Raw genomic sequence first — 10960 nt, 5'->3', positions numbered from 1 at the left:
CCGACGTAGGGTGGACGAATGGCTGCCGATAACCCCTTCCTGCGCCCGCCCACCCTCCCCTTCGGGCTTCCCGCCTACGCGTCGATCGACACCGATCACTACCTCCCGGCTTTCGCGGAGGGATTCGCGCGGCAGCGCGAGGAGGTCGAGCGCATCGCCACGAGCGCGGATGCGCCGACTTTCGAGAACACGATGCTCGCGCTGGAGAAAAGCGGAGAACTCCTCGGACGAGTAGCCAGCGCCTTCTACACGATCGCCTCCGCGGATGCCACCGGCGCGGTGCAGGAGATCGAGGAGGCCCTCGCACCCCGGATGTCCGCCCACCACGATGCGATCGAGCTGGATGTGCGACTGTTCGATCGCGTGCGAACCCTCCACGATCGGCTCGATGATCTCGACCTCTCGGCAGAGCAGCGTTACCTCGTCGAGCGTCGCTTCCGCGAGATGTCACGAGCCGGAGCCGGCCTCGGAGAGAAGGACAAGACGCGACTCACAGCCGTCAACGAACGACTCGCCGTCCTGACGACCACGTTCGAGAAGAATCTTCTGTCAGACACGAACGCTCTTGCCGTCGTCTTCGACACCGCCGTCGAGCTCGACGGACTCAACGCGGGCCAGTTGTCGGCCGCCTCGCAGGCGGCATCCGACCGCGGCCTCGACGGTCGCTTCGTCGTGACGCTCCCCCTGTTCACCGGACACCCTTACCTCGCGGCCCTGACGAATCGCGAGAGCCGTCGCCGCATTCTGGACGCGTCGCGGTTGCGCGGCCGCCGCCCCGGTGCCCACGACAACCGTCCCGTGCTCCTGGAGATCGTGCGACTCCGCGCCGAGCGGGCGGCGCTCCTCGGTTTCGCGAGCCACGCCGCGTACGTGACTGCGGACGAGACGGCCGGCTCTCCCGCTGCGGTGCACGACCTGCTGCGCCGCCTCGCCTCTCCCGCCGCGCGAAACGCGCAGCTCGAACGCAAGAAGCTGCGCGCCATCGCCGCCGCCGACGGCGTCGAGGTCGAAGCCCACGACTGGGCGTTCTACACCGAGAAGGTTCGTCAGGCCGAGTACGACCTCGATACCGCTGCGCTTCGACCGTGGTTCGAGGCGGAGCGCGTTCTGCAGGACGGCGTCTTCTTCGCGGCAGAGAAGCTCTACGGCATCACGATCTCCGAGCGTCACGATCTCGCGGCCTATCATCCCGAGGCCCGGGTCTTCGAGGTGACGAACCCCGATGGTTCGGCGCTCGGCCTGTTCATCCTCGACCTCTATACCCGCGACACCAAACGCGGCGGGGCCTGGATGAACTCGATCGTGGTGCAGTCCGCCCTGCGGGGCACCTCTCCCGTCGTCGTGAACAACCTCAACGTCAATCGCCCCGCCTCCGGCCAGCCCACTCTGCTCTCGCTCGACGAGGTCACCACGCTGTTCCACGAATTCGGGCACGCTCTGCACGGGCTGTTCGCGACGGTCACCTATCCGTCGTTCGGCGGCACGGCGGTCTTCCGCGACTTCGTCGAGTTCCCCAGCCAGGTCAACGAGATGTGGATCTTCTGGCCCGAGGTGCTGGCGAACTACGCTCGGCACCACGAGACCGGCGAGGCGCTCCCCTCCGCGGTGGTCGTCAAACTCGCGGCGACCGAGGCTTTCAACCAGGGCTTCGCGACCAGTGAGTACCTCGCCGCATCCTGGATCGATCAGGCGTGGCATTCCCTGTCGGCCGCAGAGTCGTCGCGAGAGATCGACGTGGCCGAGTTCGAAGAGACGGCACTCGCCGATATCGGCCTCGACGACCCGACCGTGCCACCCCGCTACTCGTCGACGTACTTCGCGCACATCTTCTCGGGCGGCTACAGCGCGGGCTACTACTCGTACATCTGGAGCGAGGTGCTCGATGCCGACACGGTCGAGTGGTTCCGCGAGAGCGGCGGGCTGACAAGGGAGAACGGCGACCGCTTCCGCGACCGCCTGCTCGGCGTCGGCGGGTCGAAGGACCCGCTCGAGGCTTATCGGGACTTCCGCGGGCGTACCGCCCAGATCGCGCCGCTGCTGAAGCGCCGCGGCCTGGAGGACTGAATGTGAGAGCGGCCGGGGTTCCCCCCGGCCGCTCTCACATTCGCGATGTCGTCAGGCGCTCTTGCGCTTCTGCTCGAGCACCATCGTCGGAGCGGCGCCGTCCTCGACGCAGGCCCGCGTGATGATGACCTTCGAGACATCGTCGGACGACGGCACGTCGAACATGATCGGTCCGAGCACGTCTTCGAGGATCGCGCGGAGACCGCGCGCACCGGTCTTGCGCCCGACGGCGCGATCGGCGATGGCGAGCAGGGCGTCGCGTTCGAACTCGAGCTCGACGCCGTCGATCTCGAACATGCGCTGGTACTGCTTCACGAGTGCATTCTTGGGCTCCGTCAGGATCTCCATCAGGGCGTTCTGGCCGAGGGGCGACACCGACGCGACCACGGGAAGACGCCCGATGAACTCGGGGATCAGTCCGAACTTGTGGAGGTCTTCCGGCAGCACCTCACTGAAGAGGTTCAGGTCTTCGCCCTTGCTGTGCAGGGGGGCGCCGAAGCCGACGCCGTGCTTGCCCACGCGCGCCGAGATGATGTCTTCGAGACCGGCGAACGCACCCGCCACGATGAACAGGACGTTCGTCGTGTCGATCTGGATGAACTCCTGGTGCGGATGCTTGCGGCCGCCCTGCGGCGGCACCGACGCGACGGTGCCCTCGAGGATCTTCAGCAGTGCCTGCTGCACGCCCTCGCCGGAGACGTCGCGGGTGATCGACGGGTTCTCGGCCTTGCGGGCGATCTTGTCGACCTCGTCGATGTAGATGATGCCGGTCTCGGCGCGCTTGGTATCGAAGTCGGCGGCCTGCAACAGCTTCAGGAGGATGTTCTCGACGTCTTCGCCGACGTAACCGGCCTCGGTGAGGGCCGTGGCGTCGGCCACGGCGAACGGAACGTTGAGACGCTTCGCCAGGGTCTGTGCGAGATAGGTCTTGCCCGTACCGGTCGGTCCGAGGATGAGGATGTTGCTCTTGGCGATCTCGATCTCATCGGCGCGCTGCTCGGCGGGCTGGATCGTTCCGTGTGCGCGGACGCGCTTGTAGTGGTTGTAGACGGCGACGGCCAGGGAGCGCTTGGCATCTTCCTGTCCGACGACGTATTCCTCGAGGAACGCGAAGATCTCGCGGGGCTTGGGCAGGTCGAAGTCGGACACCACGCCGGCGGAGGACTCGGCCATGCGCTCTTCGATGATCTCGTTGCACAGCTCGACGCACTCGTCGCAGATGTACACGCCGGGACCAGCGATGAGCTGCTGCACCTGCTTCTGGCTCTTTCCGCAGAAGGAGCATTTGAACAGGTCGGCGCTCTCACCGATACGTGCCATTGCGGCTCCTCCTCGCCACCACGGGAGCCACTCCCCCGTGCGCACTGACGAGCCTAACCTCTGCCCGCGACATCGGAGGGCATTGGAGATCGCCTGTTCCTCCCGCCGTCGGCGAACACGACGAAGCCCCCGTCGCGAGCTGCGACGGGGGCTTCGAAGCATCCGATCAGGAGGTGAGTGCCGCCGGAGTGCGCTTGCGCGTGGTGAGCACCTGGTCGATGAGGCCGTACGCCACAGCCTCCTCGCCCGAGAGGATCTTGTCGCGGTCGATGTCTTTGTTGACCTCTTCCGGCGTCTTGTTCGAGTGCTTGGAGAGGGTGGCCTCCAGCCAGGTACGCATACGGAGGATCTCCGCGGCCTGGATCTCGATGTCCGACGCCTGCCCGTGACCCGACTCGCCGACGGCGGGCTGGTGGATCAGGATGCGGGCGTTCGGCAGCGCGAGACGCTTGCCGGGCGCGCCGGCGGCGAGGAGCACCGACGCCGCCGATGCCGCCTGGCCGAGCACGACCGTCTGGATCTGCGGCGAGACGTACTGCATCGTGTCGTAGATCGCCGTCATGGCCGTGAACGAGCCGCCGGGCGAGTTGATGTACATGATGATGTCGCGGTCGGGGTCCTGGCTCTCGAGCACGAGCAGCTGCGCCATCACGTCGTCGGCCGACGCGTCGTCGACCTGCACGCCGAGGAAGATCACGCGGTCTTCGAACAGCTTGTTGTACGGGTCCTGGCGCTTGTAGCCGTAGGCCGTGCGCTCCTCGAACTGCGGCAGGATGTAGCGGCTGCTGGGCATCTGGATGCCCTGGCCGGACGCGGCTCCGAAGGTGGGGGTGTGCATGTGGGTTCTCTCTCTTTCGCCTTCGGGTGCGTTACTCGGCGGTCGTTCCGCCGCCGCCGGTCACGTCGAGCGCGCTGGAGCGGATGTGGTCGACGAAGCCGTACTCGAGTGCTTCCTCGGCCGAGAACCACCGGTCGCGGTCGCCGTCGGCGTTGATCTGCTCGACGTCCTTGCCCGTCTGGCCGGCCGTGATCTCGGCGAGGCGACGCTTCATGTCGAGGATGAGCTGAGCCTGGGTCTGGATGTCGCTCGACGTGCCGCCGAACCCGCCGTGCGGCTGGTGGAGGAGGACGCGCGCGTTCGGGGTGATGTACCGCTTGCCCTTCGTACCGCTCGTGAGCAGCAGCTGGCCCATCGAGGCGGCCATGCCGATACCGACGGTCACGATGTCGTTCGGCACGAACTGCATCGTGTCGTAGATCGCCATACCCGCGGTGATCGAACCGCCGGGCGAGTTGATGTACAGGAAGATGTCTTTTTCCTGGTCTTCGGCGGCGAGCAACAGGATCTTGGCGCAGATCTCGTTGGCGTTCTCGTCACGCACCTCTGAGCCCAGCCAGATGATGCGGTCTTTGAGGAGCCTGTCGAAGACGCTGGTTGCCATTAGTGGTTCGGCCATGAATACTCCTGATTCCTCGGGGTCGGCTTCGAATCTACCGGCGTGGTTTCAGGCCCGAGGTCGTGTTCGCCGTGGGCAGATCAAGCGTGTCCATCCACGATCTCCTCGGCGTAGCCCCGCACCGACCGGGTGTACCGCGGGAGGTGGGGAGCGAGCGCACGAAGAGCGACGGAGGCTGCTCGGTCGGCCTGCCCCGCCGAGACCAGCGCCAGTGCGTAGAACGCCGCGGCGGCGTCGTGCATCGGCGTGCCGGGGGCGCGTTCGTACTCCACGCGCAAGAGGGCGAGCGCCTCCGGCACCTGGCCGAGATTGCGGATCGTGCTCGCCAGCTGGATGGTCGCACGTGCGCGGCGCTCGTCGTCGAGCCCGAGCTCGAGCGCGCGCCGGTACAGCACCTCGGCCTCGGACTCTCGACCGGCCGAGTCGCGGGCGCCGGCGCGCTCGAACAACGCCACCGGGTCGTCCGCGGGCCGCTCGGAAGCGAGCGTGTCGATCGCCCGGACCACGTCGTCGGGGGCCAGGGTGTCATCCGCCCACACCGCGTCCACGCGGTCCTGCCAGCTCTGCTCGCTCATCGCTCTGCTTCTCCCGGGGACGAGAAAGGGGCGGATGCTGCTGCATCCGCCCCTTTCGAGGGTCTTACTCCTTGGCCGCGGCCTTCTTCTTGGCGGGGGCCTTCTTCTTGGGCTTCTCTTCGGCGACGACCGTCTCGGCGTCGGAAGCGTCTGCCGCAGCATCCGCGATCTCCTCGGCCTCTTCGACGACCTCGGCCTCGGCCTCCGGCTCGTCCTCGACCGCGACGAAGCCGCTCAGGTCGACGGGAGCGCCGTTGGAGTCGACGACGGTGACGCGACCGAGAGCAACGGCCAGCGCCTTGTTGCGCGCGACCTCGCCGACGAGCGCGGGCAGCTGGTTGCCCTGCTGCAGCGCTTCGACGAACTCCTGCGGAGCCATGCCGTACTGGGCGGCCGACTGGATGAGGTACTGGGTCAGCTCCTCCTGCGAGACCTGGACGTTGCCGTCCTCGGCGATCTTGTCGAGGATCATCTGCGTGCGGAACTGCTTCTCGCTCGCTTCGGTGACCTCGGCGCGGTGCTCGTCGTCTTCGAGGCGGTTCTCGCCCTCGAGGTGGTTGTGGACCTCGTCTTCGATGAGCTGCGGCGGCACGGGGATCTCGACCTGCGAGAGCAGCTCCTCGATCAGCTTGTCGCGCGCGGCGGAACCCTGCGTGAAGGTCGACTGCTGGGCGACGCGCTCCTTGAGGCTGTCGCGCAGCTCGGCGATCGTGTCGAATTCGCTCGCGATCTGCGCGAAGTCGTCGTCGGCCTCGGGAAGCTCGCGCTCCTTGACAGCGGTGATCTTGACCGAGACCTCGGCCTCTTCACCGGCGTGGTCGCCGCCGACGAGCTTCGAGCGGAACGTGGTGTCCTCGCCCGCGGTGAGCGATTCGATGGCCTCGTCGATGCCCTCGAGCAGTTCGCCGGAGCCGACCTCGTACGACACGCCGTCGGCGCGGTCGATCTCGGAGCCGTCGATCGTGGCGACGAGGTCGAGCTCGACGAAGTCGCCGGTGGCCGCGGGGCGGTCGACCGTGACGAGGGTGCCGAAGCGGGCGCGCAGGCCGTCGAGCTCGGCGTCGATGGCCGCCTCGTCGACCTCGACCGCGTCGACGGTCAGGGTGATGCCCTCGTAGGCGGGCAGATCGAACTCGGGGCGCACGTCGACCTCGACATCGACGACGAGGTCGCCGGAGTAGTCCTTGAGCTCGGGGAGCTCGACGACCTCGGCGTTCGGACGGCCGATGACGCGGAGGTTCTGCTGCTCGACGGCCGCGCGGTAGAACCCGTCGAGGCCCTCGTTGACGGCGTGCTCGACGACGGCGCCGCGGCCGACGCGCTGGTCGATGATGGGGGCGGGCACCTTGCCCTTGCGGAAACCGGGGATCTGCACGTCCTGCGCGATGTGCTCGTACGCGTGAGCGATGCTCGGCTTGAGCTCCTCCGGCGAGACAGTGATGTGCAGCTTCACCCGGGTGGGGCTGAGCTTCTCGACGGTGCTGTTGACCATGCCTGTTCGTTCTCCTCGTGGTGGACCGCGCACAGCGCGGCGTTCGGAAGGGTCTGGGGTCTGCGGGGCTCGTTCGTCGGGGCGACAGGATTTGAACCTGCGGCCTCCCGCTCCCAAAGCGGGCGCTCTACCAAGCTGAGCTACGCCCCGGGCGGTGCACGCGGACGTGCGACGATACGGCCCCGAGAAGTCTAGACGATGGGGCCGCCACCACCCGCCGGACGGGACGGATGTGCAGAACGGGTGCCCGGAACCGGTAGACTTTCGGATGCTGCGGCTGAGCCGTGGATAACTGAAAATCGCGGGGCTGTAGCTTAGTGGTAAAGCCTTAGTCTTCCAAACTAATGATGCGGGTTCGATTCCCGTCAGCCCCTCCAAAGATCATCCATTCGGTTGATGCGCCGCCTCTCCCCCTCGGGTTGGCTGGAGGAATGGACGTTCTCGCCCTCTTCCACCCGACGGCTTCCCACGCGCGCGACGAGTGGCAATCGAAACAGGAGCTCCCCGCGCCGGTGCCCACTCCGGGCGATGGTCCGGGGGTCATTCGCGGCGGGCGCATCGTCATCGAGCTCGGCTGAGGCGCCGACCCGCGTCACTCCGGACGGTCGCCGGTCACCTCGACCGCCGCGCGGTGATCGTCCAGCCTCGCCCGGTAGGCCTCCGCATTGCGGAGGATCGTGCTCTTCTCGTCGTCGGTGAGTTGGCGACGCACCTTCGCGGGCACACCGGCGACCAGCGATCCCGGCGGGATCACGGCCCCCTCCAGCACGACTGCTCCCCCCGCCACGAGGCACCCCTCGCCGATCACAGCGCCGGAGAGCACCACGCTCCCCATCCCGATCAGCGTCCCGTCGCCGATGGTGCATCCGTGGACGACCGCGTTGTGGCCGACCGACACGTTCTCACCGATGCGCACGGGATGCCCCTTGTCGACGTGCACGGAGACGTTGTCCTGGAGGTTGCTACCGGCCCCGATGACGATGTCGGCGCCGTCGGCCCGGAGCACCGCGTTGTACCAGACGCTCGATTCTCGACCGAGCGAGACCGCCCCGATCACCCGGGCGCCCGCGGCCACGAAGGCCGATTCGTGAACGACGGGGGCCGCCTCGCCGAGGCGGAGAAGACTGGCATCGTGGGCGCTGGTCATCCATCGACCCTACTGACACACCTCGACGGAACTCGGCCGCATCGTGCGATGAGCCGCCGACATCCGCTCACCGCGTCATGGCCTCTTCCAGGGCCGCGGTGATCTGAGGGGCGAGAGAATCGGCGAACGTCACGGTCAGGTGATCCTGGTCACGATAGATGTTCGCGCCTCCGACCACGGGACGGCAGACCTCGTCGTCGCAGTACACGTCGGTGAAATCGAGGAGCGTGACGAGGTCTTGCCCCTCCGCCGCCCCGCGCAGGGGGTCGTTCTCGACGAGGACGTCGGCCCGGGAACCCGTGCATTCCGCCGCGTCACGCGTGCGCAGGCACTTGTTGGGGTCGGTCTCCCAGACCGGATTGTCGACCACCGTCACCACGGGGATCCCGCGGTCGTTCATGGTCGACCATGCGTCACGGTACCCGGCCACCGCCGCGTCGTACGACGAGTCGTAGCCGGCCGGTGAGTACGGCGTCGTCGCGATCGCCGCGGTGAACACGGCGTCGAAGTCCTGGGAGTCCAGGCTCTGCTGCACGCCGGCGCGCCAGTCGGAGCACGCGTCTCCGAATGCACCGGGCGTCGACAGCGGCGTCGCGTTCCACGGGCACGCGCCCTTGAAGAAGGTGGTCAGGTGCCATCCCTCGGCGTCGGCGACGCGCTGCATCGTCGAGAGCAGCTGGAAGGCGTGGCTGTCCCCGACGAGAGCGATGCGCGGGGCGTCGGCCGCGTCGGAACCGAAATCGCACTGCTGGGCGCGCGAGTCGTTCAGTTGGATGAAGCACTGCTCATCACCCGGCCTGTCGACGCCGGCGAAGCCGGGGGCCGGGAGGATGCTGTCGCCGAAATCGGTGGCCGCGCACCCCGGTTCGAGCACCGACGCCGCTCCGAAGCAGTCGGGCGGGTCTTCGCGCAGCTGCGCGAGGGTGGTGACCCCGTCGCGGTAGGTGGTCGCGTTGACGGCCCATGCCCCGCCTGCGGTGAGAGCAACGACGAGCATCGCCGCGAGCGAGGTCCACAGCGTCACCTTCGCGGGCCGGGAGGTGAGCACCTTCCAGCTGCGCGTCGGATCCTCGACGAACCGCTTGGTCAACCACGCGAGCACGAAGCAGATGCCCAGGAGGGCGACACGGTGGTAGATCGTGAGACCCCAGAACGGAACGGACGGGGCGATGACGATCAGGGGCCAGTGCCACAGGTACAGCGAGTAGGAGATGTCTCCGATGAACCGAGCCGGACGGAGTGATAGCACCCGCGTCGGATACCACCAGCGCTCGGTGTTCGATGCCGCGATGATCGCCGCGGCTCCCGCCGTCGGAAGAGCCGCCATGTAGCCGGGGAAGGGGGTCTGACCGTCGAAGCGGAAGGCGACGAAGAGGAGGACGAAGACCCCGCCCCAACCGAGGACGAAGCTCAGCCATCTCTGGCGCACGCGCAGCATCGGCACGAGGGCGATCATCGCGCCGACCCCGAACTGCCACATGCGGGTGAAGGTGACGAAGTAGGCCGGCGCGGGGTTCGTGAGGGTGAAGACGACGCAGAAGACGAAGGAGGCCACCGAGACGGCGCCGAGGGTGACGAGCACCGTGCGGCGCACGTTTCCTCGGATCCACTTCACCGCGACCCAGGCGGCGAGCAGCATGAGGAGCGGCCAGATCACATAGAACTGCTCCTCGAGCGACAACGACCAGTAGTGCTGGACCGTGGTCGGTTCGCCGCCGTGGTTGAGGTAGTCGGCCGACGTGAAGGCCAGGAACCAGTTCTGCACGTAGAACGTGGAGGCGACGATCTCCTGCACCTCGTTCGGGAGCGCCGACGTGGGGGTCAGGTAGGGGGACGTCGCCACGAGGGCGCAGACCAGGAGGACGAGCAGCGATGCCGGCAGGAGGCGCCGAGCTCGACGCGCCCAGAACTGGCCGAGCTTCACCGTCCCGGTCGCGGTGAGCTCCCGCATGAGGTGACCGGTGATGAGGAACCCGGAGATGACGAAGAAGATGTCGACACCGACGTAGCCGCCCGGAAGACGCGCCGGCCAGAAGTGGTACAGCACGACGAAGAGCACGGCGATCGCACGGAGCCCCTGCACGTGCGGCAGGAAACGAGACGGCTCCGCGTGCTCGGGTGAGCGGTCGGAGCGGAGCCTGGCCCGGGTGACGACCGGCTCACCGAGGTTTCGCGGTCCGGAGCGGGAGTCGGCGCCGGAGCGGGAGTCAGCGGAGTGCACCCCTCGACGGTAGTCGACGGCGCACACGGAGCCGGGAACGACGCGTGTTTCCGCGGGCGTAAGCCGAGCCTCAGCTTGCTTGCGGAATGCGAAGGGCTGAGTAGCGTTGGCATCCATAGGGGCACGATGTGCCCAGCATGGAGGCGAAAATGACTGACATCCACACCACTTCCGAGACCGCGACGGTCGCCGACCCCACGATGGCCGCCGCCACCGCCCAGTTCCTCTCCCCCGTCGTCCTCGGCCTCGAGGCACTCGTCGTCAACGGCAAGCAGGCGCACTGGCACGTGCGCGGCGCGAACTTCATCGGCGTCCACGAACTGCTCGACACGATCGTGAGCCACGCTCAGGATTGGTCCGACCTCGCCGCGGAGCGCATCGTCGCCCTGGGGCTGCCGATCGACTCGCGGCTGCAGAGCGTCGCGTCGAAGGCGAAGCAGACCAGCGTCCCCGCCGGGTTCGCTCCGTCGGACGTCATCATCCGCGCGGTCCTCGCCGACATTGACGCCGTCCTCGGCGACCTGCAGGCCGCAGTCGACGGACTCGACGAGACCGACCTCACCAGCCAGGACGTCGCGATCGAGATCAAGCGAGGCCTCGACAAGGACCGCTGGTTCCTCTTCGCGCACCTCGCCGCGTAAGCACGCACTCCACGACGAAGGGCTCCGGGTCGATCCCGGAGCC

At 67.5% G+C, this 10960-nt stretch carries 10 protein-coding genes and 2 tRNA genes; 4 read left to right on the top strand and 8 right to left on the bottom strand.

The features are described from left to right. The first annotated feature begins 18 nt into the window (after positions 1-18). Positions 19-2064, top strand: a complete 2046-nt coding sequence (locus DEU34_RS06480; protein ID WP_121149305.1) for a M3 family metallopeptidase — start codon at positions 19-21, stop codon at positions 2062-2064. Positions 2065-2115: 51 nt separating this feature from the next. Here the strand turns inward: DEU34_RS06480 and clpX are convergent, their stop codons facing one another. The 6 genes from clpX to DEU34_RS06450 form a co-directional block, all read right to left on the bottom strand. Continuing rightward, a complete protein-coding gene (gene clpX, locus DEU34_RS06475) occupies positions 2116-3384 on the bottom strand; it encodes an ATP-dependent Clp protease ATP-binding subunit ClpX (protein ID WP_121149304.1) in 1269 nt (422 codons plus the stop codon). Positions 3385-3550: 166 nt separating this feature from the next. Further along, positions 3551-4222, bottom strand: coding sequence for an ATP-dependent Clp protease proteolytic subunit (locus DEU34_RS06470; RefSeq protein WP_121149303.1), 672 nt, complete (start codon positions 4220-4222; stop codon positions 3551-3553). A gap of 31 nt (positions 4223-4253) precedes the next feature. Next, positions 4254-4841 carry an ATP-dependent Clp protease proteolytic subunit gene (locus DEU34_RS06465; protein WP_116646420.1) on the bottom strand — a complete coding sequence of 196 codons (588 nt, stop codon included), beginning with the start codon at positions 4839-4841 and terminating at the stop codon, positions 4254-4256. Positions 4842-4921: 80 nt separating this feature from the next. Continuing rightward, the gene (locus DEU34_RS06460) at positions 4922-5416 is read right to left on the bottom strand and encodes a tetratricopeptide repeat protein (RefSeq protein WP_121149302.1); all 495 of its coding nucleotides are present in this window, start codon (positions 5414-5416) and stop codon (positions 4922-4924) included. 64 nt (positions 5417-5480) lie between these two features. Continuing rightward, positions 5481-6908 (bottom strand): trigger factor, encoded by a 1428-nt coding sequence (tig, locus tag DEU34_RS06455; protein WP_121149301.1) that lies wholly within the window; start codon positions 6906-6908, stop codon positions 5481-5483. 76 nt (positions 6909-6984) lie between these two features. Then, positions 6985-7058 (bottom strand) — tRNA-Pro (locus DEU34_RS06450). A 153-nt stretch (positions 7059-7211) separates the two neighbouring features. Here DEU34_RS06450 and DEU34_RS06445 point away from each other — a divergent pair. Continuing rightward, a tRNA-Gly gene (locus DEU34_RS06445) sits at positions 7212-7285 on the top strand. A 54-nt stretch (positions 7286-7339) separates the two neighbouring features. Continuing rightward, positions 7340-7486, top strand: a complete 147-nt coding sequence (locus DEU34_RS16205; protein ID WP_183042373.1) for a hypothetical protein — start codon at positions 7340-7342, stop codon at positions 7484-7486. Between the two features lie 14 nt (positions 7487-7500). Here the strand turns inward: DEU34_RS16205 and DEU34_RS06440 are convergent, their stop codons facing one another. Both DEU34_RS06440 and DEU34_RS06435 read right to left on the bottom strand, forming a co-directional pair. Then, on the bottom strand, positions 7501-8055 hold the full coding sequence (locus DEU34_RS06440) for a gamma carbonic anhydrase family protein (RefSeq protein WP_121149300.1): 555 nt from the start codon (positions 8053-8055) through the stop codon (positions 7501-7503). A 67-nt stretch (positions 8056-8122) separates the two neighbouring features. Further along, positions 8123-10276: an acyltransferase family protein gene (locus DEU34_RS06435; protein ID WP_259460048.1), complete on the bottom strand. Its 2154-nt coding sequence runs from the start codon at positions 10274-10276 to the stop codon at positions 8123-8125. A gap of 149 nt (positions 10277-10425) precedes the next feature. On the opposite strand from DEU34_RS06435, the gene DEU34_RS06430 reads away from it, so the two are divergent. Next, positions 10426-10917: a Dps family protein gene (locus tag DEU34_RS06430; RefSeq protein WP_121149298.1), complete on the top strand. Its 492-nt coding sequence runs from the start codon at positions 10426-10428 to the stop codon at positions 10915-10917. Positions 10918-10960: the final 43 nt, after the last annotated feature.

Origin of the sequence: Microbacterium sp. AG1240, from assembly GCF_003635115.1 — a bacterium.
Lineage (GTDB): Bacteria > Actinomycetota > Actinomycetes > Actinomycetales > Microbacteriaceae > Microbacterium.
The sequence above is the reverse complement of the archived record's forward strand: the minus strand, read 5'-3'. Positions and strand labels throughout refer to the sequence as shown.

Excerpts from the sequence above, each read along its gene's own strand:
- DEU34_RS06440 (WP_121149300.1), bottom strand. The coding sequence starts at position 8,055 with ATGACCAGCGCCCACGATGCCAGTCTTCTCCGCCTCGGCGAGGCGGCC.
- DEU34_RS06460 (WP_121149302.1), bottom strand. The coding sequence starts at position 5,416 with ATGAGCGAGCAGAGCTGGCAGGACCGCGTGGACGCGGTGTGGGCGGAT.
- clpX (WP_121149304.1), bottom strand. The coding sequence starts at position 3,384 with ATGGCACGTATCGGTGAGAGCGCCGACCTGTTCAAATGCTCCTTCTGC.
- DEU34_RS06430 (WP_121149298.1), top strand. The coding sequence starts at position 10,426 with ATGACTGACATCCACACCACTTCCGAGACCGCGACGGTCGCCGACCCC.
- DEU34_RS06465 (WP_116646420.1), bottom strand. The coding sequence starts at position 4,841 with ATGGCCGAACCACTAATGGCAACCAGCGTCTTCGACAGGCTCCTCAAA.
- DEU34_RS06480 (WP_121149305.1), top strand. The coding sequence starts at position 19 with ATGGCTGCCGATAACCCCTTCCTGCGCCCGCCCACCCTCCCCTTCGGG.
- DEU34_RS06470 (WP_121149303.1), bottom strand. The coding sequence starts at position 4,222 with ATGCACACCCCCACCTTCGGAGCCGCGTCCGGCCAGGGCATCCAGATG.
- DEU34_RS16205 (WP_183042373.1), top strand. The coding sequence starts at position 7,340 with ATGGACGTTCTCGCCCTCTTCCACCCGACGGCTTCCCACGCGCGCGAC.
- tig (WP_121149301.1), bottom strand. The coding sequence starts at position 6,908 with ATGGTCAACAGCACCGTCGAGAAGCTCAGCCCCACCCGGGTGAAGCTG.